This is a genomic window from Nonomuraea sp. NPDC049028, from assembly GCF_043197735.1.
Classification (GTDB): Bacteria; Actinomycetota; Actinomycetes; order Streptosporangiales; family Streptosporangiaceae; genus Nonomuraea.
Genome location: NZ_JBICTR010000004.1, coordinates 259,833 through 277,902 on the forward strand (window position 1 = coordinate 259,833; position 18,070 = coordinate 277,902).

The 18,070-nt window shown below is 70.5% G+C and carries 16 protein-coding genes; 5 read left to right on the forward strand and 11 right to left on the reverse strand.

Annotated features, from left to right (window positions below):
- Positions 1–4 precede the first annotated feature (4 nt).
- The 6 genes from ACGFJ2_RS16805 to ACGFJ2_RS16830 all read right to left on the reverse strand — a co-directional run bounded on the left by ACGFJ2_RS16805 (position 5) and on the right by ACGFJ2_RS16830 (position 9,323).
- Complete coding sequence (locus ACGFJ2_RS16805; protein ID WP_393468973.1) at positions 5–1,423, reverse strand: SagB family peptide dehydrogenase; 1,419 nt, start codon at positions 1,421–1,423, stop codon at positions 5–7.
- Positions 1,420–2,448, reverse strand: coding sequence for a thiopeptide maturation pyridine synthase (locus tag ACGFJ2_RS16810; RefSeq protein ID WP_357952466.1), 1,029 nt, complete (start codon positions 2,446–2,448; stop codon positions 1,420–1,422). Before ACGFJ2_RS16810 ends, ACGFJ2_RS16805 begins: the two co-directional genes overlap by 4 nt.
- A gap of 3 nt (positions 2,449–2,451) precedes the next feature.
- A complete protein-coding gene (locus ACGFJ2_RS16815) occupies positions 2,452–3,429 on the reverse strand; it encodes a lantibiotic dehydratase C-terminal domain-containing protein (RefSeq protein ID WP_393468976.1) in 978 nt (325 codons plus the stop codon).
- Positions 3,422–6,091, reverse strand: a complete 2,670-nt coding sequence (locus ACGFJ2_RS16820; protein WP_393468979.1) for a lantibiotic dehydratase — start codon at positions 6,089–6,091, stop codon at positions 3,422–3,424. The genes ACGFJ2_RS16815 and ACGFJ2_RS16820 overlap by 8 nt, the downstream gene beginning before the upstream one ends.
- 58 nt (positions 6,092–6,149) lie before the next feature.
- A complete protein-coding gene (locus ACGFJ2_RS16825) occupies positions 6,150–6,338 on the reverse strand; it encodes a thiomuracin/GE37468 family thiazolyl RiPP peptide (RefSeq protein ID WP_355448036.1) in 189 nt (62 codons plus the stop codon).
- A 180-nt stretch (positions 6,339–6,518) separates the two neighbouring features.
- Positions 6,519–9,323, reverse strand: coding sequence for a BTAD domain-containing putative transcriptional regulator (locus ACGFJ2_RS16830; RefSeq protein ID WP_357952463.1), 2,805 nt, complete (start codon positions 9,321–9,323; stop codon positions 6,519–6,521).
- A gap of 226 nt (positions 9,324–9,549) precedes the next feature.
- On the opposite strand from ACGFJ2_RS16830, the gene ACGFJ2_RS16835 reads away from it, so the two are divergent.
- Both ACGFJ2_RS16835 and ACGFJ2_RS16840 read left to right on the forward strand, forming a co-directional pair.
- The gene (locus ACGFJ2_RS16835; RefSeq protein WP_357952462.1) at positions 9,550–10,065 is read left to right on the forward strand and encodes a hypothetical protein; all 516 of its coding nucleotides are present in this window, start codon (positions 9,550–9,552) and stop codon (positions 10,063–10,065) included.
- A 74-nt stretch (positions 10,066–10,139) separates the two neighbouring features.
- Positions 10,140–11,174, forward strand: coding sequence for a LacI family DNA-binding transcriptional regulator (locus tag ACGFJ2_RS16840; RefSeq protein ID WP_357952460.1), 1,035 nt, complete (start codon positions 10,140–10,142; stop codon positions 11,172–11,174).
- A gap of 21 nt (positions 11,175–11,195) precedes the next feature.
- On the opposite strand, the gene ACGFJ2_RS16845 is transcribed toward ACGFJ2_RS16840, so the two are convergent.
- The 5 genes from ACGFJ2_RS16845 to ACGFJ2_RS16865 all read right to left on the reverse strand — a co-directional run bounded on the left by ACGFJ2_RS16845 (position 11,196) and on the right by ACGFJ2_RS16865 (position 14,675).
- Positions 11,196–11,801 (reverse strand): bifunctional 4-hydroxy-2-oxoglutarate aldolase/2-dehydro-3-deoxy-phosphogluconate aldolase, encoded by a 606-nt coding sequence (locus ACGFJ2_RS16845; protein WP_357952459.1) that lies wholly within the window; start codon positions 11,799–11,801, stop codon positions 11,196–11,198.
- On the reverse strand, positions 11,788–12,549 hold the full coding sequence (locus ACGFJ2_RS16850) for an IclR family transcriptional regulator (protein WP_393468985.1): 762 nt from the start codon (positions 12,547–12,549) through the stop codon (positions 11,788–11,790). Before ACGFJ2_RS16850 ends, ACGFJ2_RS16845 begins: the two co-directional genes overlap by 14 nt.
- The gene (locus ACGFJ2_RS16855; RefSeq protein ID WP_393468988.1) at positions 12,521–13,492 is read right to left on the reverse strand and encodes a sugar kinase; all 972 of its coding nucleotides are present in this window, start codon (positions 13,490–13,492) and stop codon (positions 12,521–12,523) included. The genes ACGFJ2_RS16850 and ACGFJ2_RS16855 overlap by 29 nt, the downstream gene beginning before the upstream one ends.
- Positions 13,493–13,499: 7 nt before the next feature.
- Positions 13,500–13,682: a hypothetical protein gene (locus tag ACGFJ2_RS16860; protein WP_393468991.1), complete on the reverse strand. Its 183-nt coding sequence runs from the start codon at positions 13,680–13,682 to the stop codon at positions 13,500–13,502.
- A gap of 156 nt (positions 13,683–13,838) precedes the next feature.
- Positions 13,839–14,675, reverse strand: coding sequence for an NAD(P)H-binding protein (locus ACGFJ2_RS16865; RefSeq protein ID WP_393468993.1), 837 nt, complete (start codon positions 14,673–14,675; stop codon positions 13,839–13,841).
- Positions 14,676–14,757: 82 nt separating this feature from the next.
- Here ACGFJ2_RS16865 and ACGFJ2_RS16870 point away from each other — a divergent pair, with 82 nt between their 5' ends.
- The 3 genes from ACGFJ2_RS16870 to ACGFJ2_RS16880 all read left to right on the forward strand — a co-directional run bounded on the left by ACGFJ2_RS16870 (position 14,758) and on the right by ACGFJ2_RS16880 (position 18,023).
- A complete protein-coding gene (locus ACGFJ2_RS16870) occupies positions 14,758–15,699 on the forward strand; it encodes an AraC family transcriptional regulator (RefSeq protein WP_393468996.1) in 942 nt (313 codons plus the stop codon).
- Positions 15,700–15,899: 200 nt separating this feature from the next.
- Positions 15,900–16,871 carry an alpha/beta fold hydrolase gene (locus ACGFJ2_RS16875; RefSeq protein WP_393468999.1) on the forward strand — a complete coding sequence of 324 codons (972 nt, stop codon included), beginning with the start codon at positions 15,900–15,902 and terminating at the stop codon, positions 16,869–16,871.
- A gap of 120 nt (positions 16,872–16,991) precedes the next feature.
- A complete protein-coding gene (locus tag ACGFJ2_RS16880; protein ID WP_357952452.1) occupies positions 16,992–18,023 on the forward strand; it encodes a hypothetical protein in 1,032 nt (343 codons plus the stop codon).
- The last annotated feature ends 47 nt before the right edge of the window (positions 18,024–18,070 follow it).

Consider the following 18,070-nt stretch of genomic DNA (forward strand, 5'->3'; position numbering starts at 1 on the left):
TCGTTTACTCCTGTTCCTCGTCGGCGGCCGGGCTCGGCCGGCTCCCGAGCATGAACTCGCCCACGCTGGCCTCGACCGCCGGATCGGCTCCCGTGGCCTCGTTGAAGGCCGGCGCGTCACCTCCGCCAAGCCCGGAGGCGGCCAGCCCCATCGCGGTCGCGACCAGGTACATGGTCTGGAAGAGCACCCCGACATGCTTGAGAATCAGGGCGTACGGCATCTCCTCGTACGTCCACATCACCCGCCCGAACCTGGCTGACACCACGATCAGGACCTGGGGCCACGTGGTGGTGGCTGCCGCCCGGCCCGCGGTCGAGAGCAGCCGCCCGACCGCCGGGCCGGGGTCGCTGACGAGGCGCAGCCGGTGCTCGTGCGCGTCGTAGTGGTACATGCCCGGCGCCAGGCCCGCGACATTCCGGACGACCGGGTACAACTCCAGCTCGTCGACCCCGCCACCGGCGGGACGGGGCGTGTCGACGTACTCCACGCCCTCCCACACGTTGACCCGGCGTACCCGGGCACATCGGTAGAGCAGCTCCGCGAGCTGATCGACCGTGATCGGGTGCTCGTCGTCGTGCTCGCGGATCGAGCGGCGCTCCTCGATGGCGTCGGTCAGCCCGAGGTCGCGTACGCGGATCTCGTCCAGGTCCGGTACCCGCAGGTCGATCGCGGCACCCGGATAGGGTTCCCGGCGCGCGGGGAGCGGCGGGAACTGCCCTTGTCCCCATTTCGTCCGGCCGAATCCGGCGTCGAAGTAGCCGCCGTTCCCGTTGCGGCTGCGCGAGTGGAACCACAGGTCGTGCGGTCGCCACTGGCGCAGTCGCCACTCGGACTCCGCGTCGCTCCCGGCGGGGATCGCGATGCCGGTCCAGCGCAGGTCCCGCAGCAGCCTGGCGATCAGCTCTTCGGGCAGCGGGCCCTTCAACGTGGCGGCCGAGAGTGGCCGCGCCATCTCCGTGAGCATGGCCGCGACTTCCGGGTCATGGATCAGCACCTGCGCCCACGAGGTCGGCGCCTCGGCGAGGATGTCCTCCCCCTCACGCCGGAACACCGCGAAACCGGACAGCCTCACCTCGTGGTCGATGTCCTGCTCCACGCCGGGGTCGGGCGCTCGGACGGGCTGCACCGTGTACAGCTGCCTGCCGAGATGGCTCAGCGTGGTCGTCACCCATCCCCCGCTCCGGAGGGCCCCGAGGAATTCCGGGTCGGACGCGCCGATCGCCGTCAGCTCCGACGGCGGGCACGGCCCCTCGGCCAGGCGACGCAGTACGGCCCGACCGCCCGCGCCCACCGGCCCGAACGACGCCACCCTCCGCCACAGATCATGACGGAACAGGTGCAGCTCGCCGTTCGCGCCCGTCGCGCTGTAGACCCCCGGCCGCAGCCGCAGATGTTCCTTGTACGCCGGAGCCTCGCCGCTCATGATCCATTTCCTTCCAGGTACGCCTCCACGGTGTTGGCGAGCAGATGACACAGGAGAAAGCGCTCGACCGGCACGAGGCCGAGCCGGGTCATGTGCAGATACGTGAGGTTGAGCATCAGCCTGTACAAAAGGAACTCGGGTGCGTCCCGGATCTCCGCCCACACCGGGTCGGCGTAACCCGCCCGATGAAAGGGACTCGACTCGGCCAGCTTCGACTCCTGCTCGGCGCTGACGGTCGGCACGACGAACGCGCCCTGTTCGAGGAGCCGCGCCCCCCGCCGTTGATACGGGACGAGCGCGGCCTCCCAGTCCGCCAGCAGCGCGGCGTCCACGTCGTCGCCGCCGAGCACCGCCCGCAGCTGGGCGAGGAGGGTCAGGCGGTGTTCGCCGTAGTAGCCGTCCCACATCGGCCTCATCCCGCGCGCTTCGGGAAAGGTCGACAGGAACGCCTCGGCGTGGGACCTGAAGGTGAAGTATCCCTGGGAGATGTCGGTGCCCGACAGGCGGTGCGCCGTCGCCACCATCAGCTTGAACGCCAGTTGCCGCCGTCGCGCGCCGCCCCCGGCCTCGGTCATCGCGAAGGCGAGGTCGGTGGTGTCGGCGTAGAAGTCCGCCACGAGGTCGGCCATGTGCGTCCCGCCCAGCACCTCTGTCCGGTCGTCGTACTCGGCGACGCGGAGGGTGTTGTCGGGAAACCACGGCGTCAGGGGGCCGGAGTCCCGTTCCAGCTCGGCCAGCCGCTGATGTGAGGAGAGCTCCTGCTGGGGGTCGAGCGGCAGCGATGAAGGGTGCTCGGCCAGGCAGTCGCCGATGATCTTTTCCGCGGCCGGCCGCACCACGTGCGTAAAGGTGTCGTGGTCGGTGCGGAAATTGAGCCGCAGGTGCGGTCCCTGCCGCCAGTGCCGGGTGTAGGAGAGCCCCGCCACCTGCCCGGCCAGCTCACGGAAGAGCGGGCGTACTCCGTGCAGGATCAACGGATCCTTGTCGTGGTCGTAGTAGCGGACGTGAATGCTGTTCCAGCGCACGGACTATCTCCCCTCCCCCGCGAGCACGGCCACCGCGTCCGCGCACAGCAGCCGGACGGCCCCCTCTTCCTGTACGGTCACGCCCAGCCGGTTGCAGACCAGGTGGGCGCAGATGTCGAGAACGGTGAGGACCTGCCGCGTCTTGACCGCGCCCTCCCCCTCCCAGCCTCGGGGCGGCGGCTCGAACCGGCCGGCGGCGGCCTCGGCGGCCAGCGCGTCACGGAGCGTGGACACCGATCGGGCCCACTCCGCCAGGGAGCCCGGCCCGGAGACGTGCTCCAGGTGCGTGGCGAGCCCTCTCATCCGGCGAGCGAGGCCGATGACGCGATCACGCTGACGCCCCGTCGGTTGCGCGGTCGGTTGCACGAGATCGGCGGTCATGTCGCCGCGCCGGTCCTGGTCGACGCTGACCCACGGCGCCAGCCGGACCACATCCCGCTCACCGCAGAACCAGGTGAGCAGGATCATCGCGGCTCCCGCCGTGGTGCGGTCCGCCGGCCGCAGGCCGTCGCGCAGCAGGCCGAGGGCGATGCGGCTGGACTCCGCGAAGTGCCGCTCCACCGCCTCCATCGAGGCCCCGGTGCCGTAGCGGTCGTGCTCACGCCGGTACGGGATGAACGCCACGGAATTGTTCGGGAAGAGCCGCTCGGTATGGCCGGGAAGTCCCTCCCACTGCGCCAGGGCTTCGCCTATGCCGGCATAGTCCCGCTGGCTCATGGAGCGACCCGCCGGATTCTCGGCGAGATACTTCTCGAACCGCTCCGCGATGACCCGTTCCACCTCGGCCCGGTGCGCGGGGTCGGCAGGCAGCGCACGGAAGCGCAGATGCGGTCCCCCGTCCCAGTACCTCAGGAAGAACGTGGCCTCCGCGAGCCCGCTCCCGGCCAGCTCGGCGATCAGCGGACCGGCCGCGTTCGTCAGCAGCGGGTCCAGGTTCTCGTGATAGAAGACGTGGGCGCTCACCCAGTCCGATTCATGCATGCCGGCCGTCCTGGTCAGAGATCTCGATGAGAAATTCGGTGACGCTGGGGTCATCGGGGTCCGGCCCCAGCGCGTCCTCGAAGTCGGGCAGCACCTCGTCGAAGATCACCATCGGCCCCGAACTCGCCAGCATCTTCTCGAAGGCCGTGACCAGGAACCAGTTGGCGAAGTCGACGTAGACGGGCTTGCGGGACTTGTCGAAAATCCACTGCGTCCAGTCCCCCGTCCCCTCGCCCGCGCCCCCGTCCGGGCGGGCGAAGCGGACGAAGGATCGCACCGGGATGTCGTGCTCGTGCAGCCAGGACGCCAGGCGCAGCAGATAGGCGGCGTCGGTCTCGCCCTTGGCCCGTTCCGGAAGCGTCTCCTTCGGCACGATCCAGCGGGCGCGCTGGATCACCACGCCGCCGATCTCCACGCGGGGATAGGCCACCAACGACGAGGGAAGGTCCAGATCGGCCGGATCCGCCAGCAGCGGAATGCTGGGATGTACGTAGTGCGTCTCTCCCGAGACCTGGATCAGCAGGCGAGCCGCCGGTGGGAGCAGCAGGTCGGACATCATGCCCAGATGCAGTGCGGACAGATCGGCGCCCAGCCGCTCCGAGACCACCTTGAGCAGGCCATTGCGCGGATCGAGGACCATCCCGAGGTCTCCCAGCGGGATGCGCTCCTCCGTGGGACGGCTGCTGACCGCGAACGGATAGTCGATCTCGTACGCCACGTGCGGCACGCGTCTGTTCAACGCCGAGGCGGCCACTCCGCCCAGTTCGGCGAGCACCCGGCCACTCGGCCGGTGCTCCGTGGCCCGGCTCTCGCCCGTGGCCTCCGCCATCAGGGCCAGCACCCGGCTCCGTCCACGGCCGTAACCGGTGTGCGCGGCGTTGAGCACCAGGCCGATCCCGCCGTGGCCGGGGACGACCTGCACATAGCAGGCGAGGGAGCGCGGCGGGACCACCCATGACGGCCAGTCGTCCGCCAGTTTCCTGATCAGCTCCGCGGGGACGCTCACGACACCGTCCCGCTCCGGCTGGGCGAGCACCGCCTGACGGGCCTCCCGCTGGATCGCGGCCAGCTCCCGCAGCCGCGGGAGCGGGCTCTCGGACAGCGCGCCGCCCGCCCCCATGGACGGGCCCATCAGCCGGGCGACCTCGCGCGCCGCGTCGCTCGGCTCGGCGGACTCGCCGTCCTGGGCGAGCACCTCCTGGAGCGCTCGGTGCAGGACGAGGAGGGGCACGTGGGCATCCGGGCCGAAGCGCTCGGAAAAGTAGGCGCCGAGGGCGATCCGGAACGGCAGCGTCAGGTCGAAGGCGCCCAGCCAGCGCCGTACCACGTCCAGATCCTCCAGAGCCGGACGCCATGCCGCCGACCCGGCCTCCGCCACCGAACCCGTGAAGACGGCGTTCTCGCGGAAGGTGTGCCGGCCCTGCCCGTCGAGCGCGGCCGGCTCGAAGCCGAGCGGTTCCGCCAGGTCGGTGAGCGCGGCTTCCAGTTCGTGCTGCCGCTTCCAGTGCCCCTCGACGTCGTCCACGACCACGGGCAGCCGCGCCTGCCGGCGTACCCGCCGCAACGCCTGGACGACGTCCGCGAACTCGGCTCCCCCATGGTCGGCGACCCATTCGGCCAGGTCGCCCAGCGGATCGGCCGACTGGTCGGCGACGGGGTGCTGCTCCTCCAGGAGCCCGGCCCGCACCAACGCCTGGAGGAACGCCTCGACCGGGGACTCGTCGGCGGCGCCGCCCGCCAGGCGGGAGCGGAGCTCGGCCAGCGTGGATCCCGGTCGGCGCGCCGCCAGGTTCAGGCATGCCTCGACCGCGGCGGTGGCCGGCAGGGTCACGATGGGTTCCTCGGCGGAGCGCCCGATGAAGCTGACGGTTCCGTCCCGGAAGGTCGCGCTCGGGTTGACCCGCAGGGCCAGGTGCCGGGCCAGGCGGGGATCGCGGGTGAGCGTCTCGCCGATCCGCTGGAGGAGGAAGGTGTGGATCTCGAGCACTCCATGGACCTCGGCGGGGGTGAACCGTACGGGTGACTCACCGTCCGCCCACGTCCCCGTGCCACTGGCCATGAAGGTGCCGTACGGGCTCGTCTTGGCGGCCGCTCTCGCCAGGTACTTCGCCAGGCGGGCCATGGACTGCCTGCGCGGTCGCCGCCGCGGGTCCGCCAGCCACTTGGCCAGCTCGCCGAACAGGGCCGGGCTGGCCTGGGACAGTGCCCGGCGGAAGCCCGGATGACCGGCCACGTCACGCAGGACGAGCTCCTTCTCCCGCAGTTCGGCGGCGAACACGTCGTCGAGCGCGCGTCGCTCCTCATCCAGGCGGTGCCTGGTGACGATCCAGGATTCGATCGCGTCGCCGATGTCGGCGGGGACGAGCGCGGCGACACGCGCGTTCCATTCGGTGTCGCGGGGCAGTCGTCGCTGGTGCAGCGCCCGGCGCAGGCCGACCAGAGCCGGCTTGGCCGTGCCGGGATCCAGCGCTCCGATCAGGGGATACAGTGCCTCCGCCAACGCCTCGCCGTCGCGCCGTAACGTGGCCGCCTGCCGGGCCAGCTCTTCCGCCCGGCCGTACGCGCTGTCGAGGCGCAGTCGCGACAACGCCGCCACAGGCACACCCGCGACCCGCACCACGACAGACGACTCCACGTGGGCGCCGCTCGTTAAGATCACCATTTCCTCCGGAAGCGCCAGAGCCGGGCCGCCCGCGCCACGCCGACGGCCCGGCCGGGAATCAGCTGCTGCTCGAGCTCGTCGACGACGTCGAGGTGCTGCAGACGCTCGGGCAGAGCACGGACGCGCCGTTCTCCGCCATCCCGTGGCCCGCGGTCAGCGACTCGATGGCGAGGCCGCTGTCGGCGAGGTCGAAAACGTCCATCGGCAGGTTCTTGAGGTCGAAGTCGAGCTTCTGGGAAACGCTCATTCTCTTTTCAGCCTTTCTCGGGAGAAAATCGCAGTACCCATAGCCGCGAATAATCCGCCAGGAAAACATGCGGCTAATGGCTTCCGACAGAAGGCTAATCCCGACGCACGGAGAACCGCCTTTCGCCGACCTGTCACCGACCTGTCGGCGCGCTGAAACGCTCCTTGGAAAGGGCCGCTCTCACCCGGTGGACGCGAGAACGGCCTCGATGTCGTGGGCTCGCGGGTCGGCCAGCCCGGTCATCAGGTCGAGCGCCGTCCGCAGGATGCCGCGGGCCAGCACGTCGTGGCCGGCCCCGTTGAGCGCGTGGCCGAGATCGGCGAGGGTGATCGCCTCCCAGCGCTGGTTCCTCGTACGGCGGAACAGGTCGATGGACTGACGGAAGGCGTGGACGGCCTCGCGGGTGTCGCCCGTCATGACGTAGGCGCGGCCCAGGTGGCGCAGGCACATCGCGTCGGAGGTGTACTCCCTGAGCCGCAGGTTGATCCGGTGCGCCTGCTTGAACGCCTTGACCGCGCATCGGTAATGGCCCGCCACGGTCTGCGCGATTCCGATGTTATCCAGGGCCAGGGCGATGCCACGGGGATATTCGTTGCGCACGTGCAGATCCAGCGCGCGCATCAAATGCCGCTGGGCTTTTTCGTATTCTCCGGCCTCGCCATATGTCATGCCGAGATTGCACAGCGCCATGGCCTCGCCGTACGGGCTCTTGCTCCGCTTGAAATGAATGAGCGCCTCGCGGAAATGCCGCTCCGCCAGATCGACGTCACCTCTGTCGGAGTAGATGCAGCCCACGGAGTTGAGGGTGTAGGCCTCGCCGATGGGCTCGCTCGCGGCCCGAGCCGCGCGTACCGCCGACTTCAGGCTGTCCAGGCCGTCGGACCACGGGATGCGCGCGTCGTAGAAGCTGGTCATGGCCATGGTCGTACGCCATGAGTAGTGCGCCCACCCGTTCGTGGCCGCCCACGACATCACCGCCCGGAGGGAGTCGTACTCCAGCTCCAGCCAGGCCATCGCCTCGTCGGCGTCGGCGAACGCGAGCGGGCGCCGGCGCGGCCGCAGCGGCGCGAGGAAGTCGCGGCGGCGGTACGGCACCAGGTGCCGGTCGGCGCTCACGGCGGCGAAGAGGTAGTGATCGAGGAATCGCCGTACGGCGGCCTGCCGCTCGCCGGGCGGCATGTGTAACCGCGCCTGATCGACGGCGTACAGCCGGATCAGGTCATGCAGCTGGTAGCGGCAGGGGCGGCGCTGTTCGACCAGATGGGCCGCCACGAGCTGGTCCAGGCCCCGCTTGACCTCGGCGGGCGGAAGGTCGACCAGCGCCTCGACCGTCTCCAGCGCGATGTCGCTGGCGGGGTGCAGGCCCAGCGCCTGAAACGTGGCGGCCGCCGCCGGGCTGAGCGCTCCGTAGGACCAGGACAGAACGGCGCGCAGGTCGATGTTCGGATCGTTCTCGCCGGTTCCCAGGTTGTCGAGGCGGGCCTTCTCGTCCGCCAGCCCGTCGACGACCTCGGCGAGCGTGGCGGCGCGCTGCGCGCGTTCGGCGATGATGGCCAGCGCGAGGGGCAGATGGTCACACAGCTCGACCAGCCGGGAGGCCGCCGCGGGCTCCCGGGCGACCCGCGAGGGGCCGACGGCCGCCGCCAGCAGCTCGACGGCCTGGGATTCCGGCATCGCGCCCAGCGTGACGCGGTGCGCGCCGTCCCGGATCGACAAAGACCGTAGCTGGTCGCGGCTGGTCACGATGACCAGGCCGCTGGCGCCCGGCAGGAGCGGGCGCACCTGGTCGGCGTTGCGGGCGTTGTCCAGCAGGATGAGCGCGTGCCGGTCGGCGAGGATGGTACGCAGTAACGCGCACCGCTCGTCCACGTCGACGGGGATGGCGTCGCTCTCCACGCCGAGACCGCGCAGCAGGCTCTCCGCCGCGGCGGCCGGGGTCATCGGCTCGCTCGGCCCGTAGCCGCGCAGGTTGAGGTAGAGCTGGGCGTCGGGGTAGTCATGGGCGACCCGGTGGGCCCAGTGCGCGGCCAGCGTCGTCTTGCCGGTCCCCGGAGCGCCGTCGATGGTCACGATGATCGGGGCGTTCGCGCCTCCCCCGCTCCGGCCCGATGCCGCCACGCCTGAGGGCAGCCGGTCCAGTGCCGCCAGTTCCTCCTCCCGGCCGGTGAAGCGGGCGATGCCGTGGGGCAGCTGCCGGGGGCTCGGCGTCCTTCGCCGGACGGCCGTGCCGACCGGGTGGTCGTCGGTGTCGCCCAGGAGCACCGTCTGGTGCAGCTGGACCAGTTCTTCGCTCGGGTCCAGGCCGAGCTCCTCGCGCAGCACCGTGCGTACGCGCTGGTAGGCGCTCAACGCCTCCGCCCGCCTGCCGCTGCGGTGCAGCACGGTGATCAGGCGCGTCCACAGCGGCTCGCGGGTCGGGTAACGCTTGGTCAGCTCCGTCAGCTCGGCGATGAGGCGCCCCGGCGGCTCGCTGGCCAGCTCCAGGTCGATCCGGCGTTCGGTGGCGCCGAACCACTCCTCGGTCAGGAGTGGTATCACCTCGTGTTCCAGCCAGGGCCCGCTGGCGTTGCCGAAGGGCTGACCGCGCCACAACCGCAGCGACTCGCGTAACAGGGCCATCTCCTCCTGCGCGGAGCCGGCGTCGTCGGCGCGGCGCACGAGGCCGCGGAATCGGTGCAGGTCCACCGCGTCGGGCTCGACCTGGAGCTGGTAGCCGTCCGGCTCGGTCTGGATGAGGTCCGCCCCGATCAGCCGCCGCAGCCTGGTTACATAGGTGTGCACCGCGCCGCGCGGCCAGCCCGGCCCCTCGCCCGGCCAGAGCCGCTCGGCGAGTGTAGACGTCGAGACCGACTGGCCGACCGACAGCAGCAGCGACGCGAGGACCGTCCGCAGCTGCCCGACGGGCACCGCCACCGCGCCCTGACCGACCCGCACCTCCCAAGGCCCCAGGACGCCGAAGCTGACATCGCCGCCATGTGCTTCCACAGCCGTTCCGGATGACGCGCCTGCCAATGCCTGACCTCCCACGGGGACGAGCTACGTTTGCCGAGGCATGGATGGTGGATAAACGGCAGTTGTGCGCCACGAGGCCGCGAAGCCGCCGCCCTATCAATCTAAGCTACGAAGGGCGCAGATGCGCTTAAACATCTGTTGAAGCATCGCGAGCGCTTATGATGTGGGTGTTGTGGCCGGTGCGCCCATGAGGAGGTTCGTGAGCGGCGAACGCCTGGAAGAGATCGTCGAGCGGTTCGAGATCACGCACCCGTTCGACATCGTGGAGTTCACCCACCAGGTGGCCCGGGCCCGGGAGCGCCGCATCGAGCTCAGGCCCGTCGACACCGCCGCGGACGGCCCCAGCGGCATGTGGCTGGCCACCGACACGGTCGACTACATCTGCTATGAGCAGCGGACCAGCCGCTCCCATCAGGAGCACATCATCCTGCACGAACTGGGCCACATGCTGTGCGAGCACGCTTCGGCGCCGATCGCCCCCGACGACCTGCTGCGCATCCTGCTGCCGACGCTGGACCCGGCCATGGTCCGCTCGGTGCTCGGCCGGACGACATACTCCGAGCCGCAGGAACACGAGGCCGAGCGGTTCGCGATGCTGGTGCTGCGACACGCCGGCCGTCTTCCCACGATGCGCAGGCCACCGCTCTCGGCCGAGGCGGCCGGGATCCATGACCGCATCCAGGCGGCACTGGCCCCGCGCACCAGGCCATCCTGACGTCCGCAGGACTTGGCGAGAAGGGATACCCCATGGTCGCGCCCGAGCGACGACGACGAGTGACCATTTCCGACGTGGCGAAACACGCCGGGGTCTCCAAGGCGGCGGTCTCGAAGGTCATCCGCAACGACTACGGGGTCAGCGAGGCCATGCGCGACCGCGTCCAGCGGGCCATCGAGGAGCTGGGCTACCGGCCCCAGGCCGCCGCGCGAGCGCTGCGCGGACGGGCGTACACCATCGGCGTGCTCCTGCGGCACATCGGGATCCCGTTCTACGCCGAGATCATGACCGGCCTGGTGGAGCACCTCGCGGAGTCCGGCTATCAGGCGATCATGATCCAGGGCGGCACCGAGGACAAGACCGAGGAACGAGCGATCGACGCCCTGATAGATCGGCAGGTGGACGGCATCCTCATGATCGCCCCGCTCGCCAGGCGCACCCGGCTGGAGCAGGTCGCCCGCGACATCCCCACCGTGGTGCTCGGCAGGCACGACCGGTCGCCGGCGTACGACTCGATCGTCGATGACGACCGGACCGGCTCCGAGCTCGTCATGGAGCACCTGATCGCACTCGGCCACCGGCGCATCGGGCACATCACCTTCCAGCAGGACCAGCGGCAGCCCGCCGACCAGGTGCCGCACATCAGGGCCGAGAGCTACGAGCGCGTGATGCGCGATCACGGCCTGGCCGAGGAGATCGCCGTGGTCGCGACCTCATATTCCGAGGAGGGCGGCCATCGCGGCGCCTACGAGTTGCTGAGCCGGTCGCCACGCCCCACCGCGATCTTCGCGGGCTCCGACGAGGCGGCTCTCGGCGTCCTGGCCGCCCTCCATGAGGTCGCTCTCTCCGTCCCCGGCGACGTCTCCGTCGCCGGCTACGACAACACCCGGCTGGCCGCCCACCCCAACATCGCGCTGACCACGGTCGATCAGGACGGAGCGGTCATGGGCCGGACGGCGGGACGACTGCTGCTGGAACGCATCGAAGGCCGCACGGCGGCGGTGCACTTCTCCGTCACGCCGACCTTGGTCGTCCGCCGCTCCACCGCGCCTCCCGGCGGCCCGGCCCAGGACTCGGCATCCGCATCCGGTCATGGGTCAAGCCCCTAGAGGCTGGGAGAAGTACGGCGGTCAACCATCCGTCACCTTGCGCAGCCGTTCCAGGGCGTCCGGGTCGTTCAGCGCCGAGCCCAGGGCGACACCCCGGCATCCGGCCGCCAGGAAAGCGGCGGCATTGGACGCGTCGATGCCCCCCGTCGCGACGAAGCTGACTCCGGGGAACGGCGCGAGCTGCGCCTTGATCCAATCGGCGCCGAGCTGCGCCGCGGGGAACGCCTTCAGCCACGTGAAGCCGCGGGCCAGCGCGGCGGCGATCTCCGTGGAGGTGGCCACACCCGGCAGGTGCGGCAGTCCGAGCCGCAGCGATTCCGTCGCGACCTCGGGATGCAGCCCTGGCGCGACCGTGAAGGCGACGCCCAGCTCGCTGACGGCCGCCAGCTGCTCGGCCGTGGTCACCGTGCCCGCGCCGACGCTCTTTCCGTTGGCCCTGGCCGCGTCCAGCGCCGCGCGCAGCGACGGGTAGGCGTCGGCCGTCTGCACGGGCACCTCGATGAGCTCGATGCCGGTCTCCCAGGCGCGCTCGCACATCCGCACGGTGGCCTCGGGGTCGAGGTTGCGGAAGATGCCGAGGACCGGGTTGCGGCCGAGGTGTCTGCCGAAGAACTCAGCGGCGTCCATGTTGGTCTCCTGTCCAGCCCAGAGTCTTGGAGATCTCGTGGGCCGCTTGGCGGAAGTCGTCGATGTGCGCACGTAGCTGCCCCAGCGGCGCGACCGCGCGCAGGGCGGTGATGGAGATGCCGTGGGTGACCTTGCCGCGGGCGTCGAACAGCGGCAGGGCCACGCAGTTGATGTAGTCCTCGTGCTCGCCGTCGTCCTCGGCCCAGCCCCGCTCCCTGGTGAGCGCGAGGTCGGCTTCGAAGGCGGCGGCGTCGGTGATGGTCGTGGGGGTGAAGCGGGTGAAGGCGGCGTGTTCCAGGACGCGGGCGCGGGTCCTGTCGTCCTGGTAGGCGAGGATGACCTTGGCGACGGCCGCGGTGTGCGCCTGGGCGGGCAGCCCGATGCGGGAGCCCATGGCCACGCTGCCCCGGCCGTCGATCTTGTCGACGTACACGACCTGGTCTCCGGCCAGCTCTCCGAGGTGGACCGTGTGGCCGTAGCGTTCGCTCAGGTCGTTCAGGATCGGGTGCGCGAGTGAGCGGGCCTCGACCTGGTCGAGGGCCAGCTGGCCGAGCGCGATGAGCTGGAAGCCCATGCCGTACATGCCGCCGGGGACGCGCCGCACGAAACCGCCCTCCTCCAGCGTCTGCAGCAGCCGCAGCGCGGTCGACTTGTGCACGCCGAGATGCTCGGCGATCTCACCGAGCGAGCGATGTCGTACGGAGACGAACCCGATGATGTCAATGGCACGAGCGACGGTCTGCGACATGGTGGTGCCCTCCTCCTGCTTCTGCGAGCAGCGAGACGACCTCGTCAGCGGGGGGAAGATCGGCCAGGTCGGCCGGGGACGTCAGCACCCGGGAGGCCGCGTAGTGCCCCAGGCGCAGCCGCGTGACCTCGTCGCGGCCGTCCAGGAAGCCGCTCAGCCACCCGGCCGCGAACGCGTCACCCGCGCCGACCGCGTCGATGACCTCGACCGGCAGGGACGGCGCCCGGTGCACCCCTGTCGGGGTGAAGCCGACCGCCTCGATCGCGGCGTCCTTGACGATCAGGTACGTGGGCCCGTCGAGCAGCGCACGCACGCTTTCGGCGTCCGTGGTGCCCCACAGGGCCGCCGCCTCGTCGCGGCCGACGAAGACGATGTCGGCCCGCTGCGCCAGCTCCAGCAGCACCGACGCGGCGTCGGCGCCGTCCCACAGGCGCGGCCGGTGGTTGACATCGAAGCTCACCACGGACGGCCGCAGCGGCCGGTCGAACACGATGTGCCGGGTCAGCTCCAGGCACTGCGGGGAGATCGCCGCGGTGATGCCGGAGATGTGCGTCACCCTCGCCGGCCACGCGGCCCAGCCCGCGACGTCGGCGGCGGTCATGACCGAGGCGGCCGAGCCACGCCGGTAGTAGTAGACGGCGGTGCCCGAGGCGGTCGGGTCCTTGAAGTACACGGCGGTGGGCCGCTCGTCGTCGCGGTGGACGAGGCCGACGTCCACGCCGCGGGCGCGGAGCGAGTCGACCACGAGGTCGCCGAGCGGATCGCGGCCGACCGCGCCGGCCCAGGCCGTGGTGTGGCCGAGCTGGGCGAGCAGCGCGGCGACGTTGGACTCCGCGCCGCCGGGGCGCAGGATGAAGCTACTGTCCGCGTCGAGGCGGCCGCCGGCGGTCGGGGTGACCATCACCATGGTCTCGCCGATCGCGAGCACGTCTGCGGGTCTCATCGGCCGGTCATCCCTCACAGGCGTCGGGGGTCAGCATCCGCGCCAGCTCCTGGCCGCTCAGGATCGCCAGATCGGACCCGCAGATGCCCACTCTCGACACCCTGACGAGCACCTGACCGCTCGCGATCTCCGGAGCCGGAACCTCTTCCTGGGCGAGCCGATCCACCCCCGCCCATGTGACTACCCGCATCGACCCTCCATGTTGCATTATCTGCAATGACTATGCTGCATTTGCAATATAGTCGACGCTTCCGCTTTCCTCGAAGGTGTGGAAGATGGAGATCATCCGGGTCGAAGCGCGGCACATGGCGCTGTGCGCCGTCCGAGGGTCCGGTCAGGCGCTCGATCAGTTCCAGTGGCCGGCCGCGGCGGTTTCGGTGACGTAGTCCTCGAAGGGCCTGGGCCGACGACCGAGAGCTCGTTCCACATCGTCGGAGACCTCAGCGCCCCGGCCGTCGCGGATGGCGACCAGGACGCCGGCGAGCAGCCGCGCGACCTCGGGCGGAACGCCGAAGGAGACCTGACGCTCGACGAAGACTTCGGGAGCGACGTCGACGTACCGGACCGTGCGCCCGGCTGCCTTGCCGATCAGGTCCGCCGCCTCACCGAAGCCGATCGCCCGCGGGCCGGTCAGCTGGTAGATGTGGCCATTGTGGCGGTCTTCCGTCAGCGCCGCCGCGGCGACCGCGGCGATGTCCTCGGCGTCGATGAACGGAACGCGCCCGTCGCCGGTGGGCAGGGCCAGGGTGCCCGCCATGACCCCTGGCAGCCAGGGACCTTCGCTGAAGTTCTGCGCGAACCAGTCCGGCCGCAGGATGGTCCAGTTCACACCGGAGCCGCGCACGGCCTGCTCGGCCGCTTCGAGGGGATGATCGTCGATCTGGTCGACGCCGGAGGCGGTCAGCAGCACCAGCCGCCGTACACCCGCGGCGACCGCTTCGGACACGAACCTGGGGATGCGCTCCCGGCCCTCGGCGCCGGTCTGCAGGCTGGGCTCCATGACGTAGGCCGCGGTGACGCCGTCGAGCGCGGGTGCCCAGGTCGCCGGGTCGCCCAGGTCGAGGCGGATGTCACCGGTGGCGCGTGACGCTGTGCGTACCGGCTGGCCGGCGGCCCGGAGGCGCTGGGCGATGCGGCGGCCGGTCTTCCCGTTGCCGCCGCCCAAGATGAGGATGTTCGTCATGTGCCTAGCGAACTCCAGGGAGGCCAAGACGGTCCATGGGAGAAAGTCCGCGATACCTTTGTGATCGTCTACGGTGGGCCCCATGGACGTCCTGAGCGATCTGCTGCATCGGGCCCGCGCCGGCAACGCGACGATCAGGCAGCTGATCCAGCGGCCACCGTGGTCGCTGACCTTCGCCGACGCTCCTCCGCTCACGATCGTGGCCACGCTCGGCGGCCACGCGTCGGTCCGCCTCGACGAGGCCGATGCCGCACCGGCGCTCCTGTCCGCGGGCGACCTCGCCCTCATCAGCGGCACCGGTCGTCACACGATCGCCGACGACCCGTCCACCCCGCCCCAGGTCATGCTGTACCAGGGCAGGAAACACCTTCTCGACGGGAGCGAAGTGCCGCCTGGGGCCCAGCGGAGGCTGGCTCCCCGCACCTACGGCGACGGTCTGCCCGGGGCCACGACCATGATCCGGGGCGGTTACGACCTCTATGGCGACGTGGGCGACCGCCTGCTGACCATGCTCCCGCCGCTCGCGGTCATCCCCGCCGGTCCCCGTACCCGGGCGGCGCTGGATCTGCTCGCCGCCGAGATCGCCCGCGAGGAACCCGGCCAGGACGCCGTCCTGGGCCGGCTGCTGGATCTGGTGCTCGTGCTGGCGCTGCGGGCCTGGTGCGCCACACCACAGGCGGCATCCCCCGCCTGGTATCGGGCGCTGACCGTGCCCGCCATCGGCGACGCGCTGCGCCTGCTCCACGAGGATCCCGCGCACCGGTGGACGGTCGCCGGGCTGGCCGCCAAGGTCGGCATGTCCCGCGCCGCCTTCGCCGCCCGCTTCACCGACCTGGTCGGCGAACCTCCGCTCACCTATCTCACCGGCTGGCGGATGACCTTGGGGTCGGACCTGCTCCGCGACACCGACATGAGCATCGCCGCGGTGGCTCGTGCGGTCGGGTACGAGGACCCGTTCGCCTTCAGCGTGGCCTTCAAGCGCGCCCGCGGCGTCAGCCCCTCTCTCTGGCGCCGAGCACGCTGATCCCGGGTCAACGCGGCGTAGTATCCCCGAGCGGGTTTGCCGAAGCGGCAACTCGATTCGCGGCGGCCTCACGGTCTCCCGGATGATTCCCGCGAAAGCCACCGGCCGGTGGTGGCACTCGGCCGGGGAGGATCCAAAGTCTTGGAAGATCGATGGTGCGACCCGCTTCGGACACGGAGCTCACAAGCCTTGGAGGATCGATGACGGAGCTTACACATCGGCTGGTCATGACGCGCGCCGGCCGCATCCATCTGGTGGAGCAGGGCTCCGGGCCGCTGGTGCTCTTGGTGCACGGCTTCCCTGAGTCCTGGTATTCCTGGCGCCACCAGCTGTCGGCGCTGGCCGCGGCCGGCTATCGGGCTGTCGCGATCGATGTTCGAGGCTATGGCCGCTCCTCCAAGCCTGCGGACATAGCCGCGTACCGGATGCTCGACCTGGTCGAGGACAACGTCGACGTGGTGCACGCCCTGGGCGAGCGGACGGCGGTGATCGTGGGCCACGACTGGGGCGCGCCCATCGCCGCCAACTCCGCCCTGGTCAGGCCGGACGTCTTCCGCGCGGTCGGGCTGCTCAGCGTGCCGTACACCCCGCGCGGCGGGCCGCGGCCCAGCGAGATGTTCGCGCGCATGGGCGGGGAAGAGGAGTTCTATGTCAGCTACTTCCAGGCGCCCGGCCGGGCCGAGGCGGAGATCGAGCCCGACGTCCGCGGCTGGCTCGCCGGCCTCTACGCCGCCCTGTCCGCCGACACCATGCCGCCCGCTGACGCCCCCCATCCGCTTCTCGTCTCCCGGGGCGGGACGCTGCGCGAGCGCTTCCCCACCGATCGGCTGCCCGCCTGGCTCAGTGAGGACGACCTCGACGTCTACGCCGCGGAGTTCGAACGGACCGGCATGAGCGGGGCGCTCAACCGCTACCGGAACATGGACCGGGACTGGGAAGACCTCGCCGGCTTCGACGGCGCCCCCATCACCCAGCCGTCCCTGTTCATCGGCGGCGCGCTGGACGCCTCCACCGCCACCTGGCTGGCCGGCGCCATCAAGGCGTTCCCGGCGACCCTGCCGGGCCTGCTCTCCTCACACATCCTCGACGGCTGCGGCCACTGGGTTCAGCAGGAACGCCCTGCGGAGGTCAACGAGATCCTGACCGGCTGGCTCGCCGGTCTGCCGGCCTGAAGCCGCAGACCGGGAGTTCCAACAATCGTGACTTTCGGCTATGAACATAAGTCAAACAGTGAGGTACCGGAGGGCCGCATAGGCAAGAATCGGCAAAGACCGTATTAGAGGAGGTTCTCCGTGCGCGCAGTTCTCACCGCCGTGCTCGCGACGCTCACCATGTTGGCCACCGTGGCCAGTTCGGCCAGCGCCGCACCATCCCAGTCATCCTTGCCCGGCGGGAAGGCCAACTTTGTGGTCTCGCAGGGCTTCCTGCGCGCCGGGTCCACCCAGAACTGGGTGCGTCTGGGAACGTACCAGTTCAAGTCCGGCGGCACCGTCAGCGCGAACACCTACCTCTGGTGGCAGCGCAACCCCGAGGGCAGGCAGAAAACCGGTGTCGTCCCGGATTCGAGCTGCGCGACCAAGGCGGGCGGCTCCAGCACCCGCGTACGCGCCTGCGACGTGCTGACCGCCGCCGGCTTCACCGGCGCCCCGGACGAATCCCGCACGGGAACGTACACCTTGACCGGCGACGTGCTGAGCATCAGGTGGAAGATCGCCCAGACCTGGACCGAGAAGTGGCGCGTGAAGCTGTCGCCTGACGGCAAGCTCGCCCAGCTGCAGTTCGCCGGCGGCAGCCTGGCCACCAACGGGTACGGCTACGGGAGCAACGCCTCGCTCACCACCCGCCGCGCGATGAGCTCCGTGCGAGCCTTCTCCGGAACACTCAAGCAGGACCTGGTCTCCTGGGCGGGCAACCGCATCGTGAAGTCGGACGGCCAGGTCTTCAAGCAGTCCTCTTTCCGCAACTGCGCCACGACGACCTGGTGCCTGACATACCTGCAGCCGTCGTCGCCGGGCGCCTGCCAGAAGTCCGGCGGCTGCCCCAACGTCGGCGGCGGCACCAAGGCGAACGTCAGCTCCATCCAGTACTACCTCGTCAAAGTCTCCAACCGCGATCGCCGCGACACCCTGTGGCACTGGTGCACTTGCCTGGCCATGGAAGCCAAGCAGTTCTGCTACTCGGGCAACTCCCACATCAAACCGCTTGAGCAGATCATCGACGACAGCGGCGCCTTCCGCGGCTGGGTGGGCGCCGAGGCGTCCTTCTACTCCGGGGTCAGGACCAAGGACATGATGGCCGTGTTCCGCGTCTCCGACTTCCGCTGACGCGGGCGCGCTGGCGGCGTTCGGCCCTCGCACAGGGTCAGCGCCGC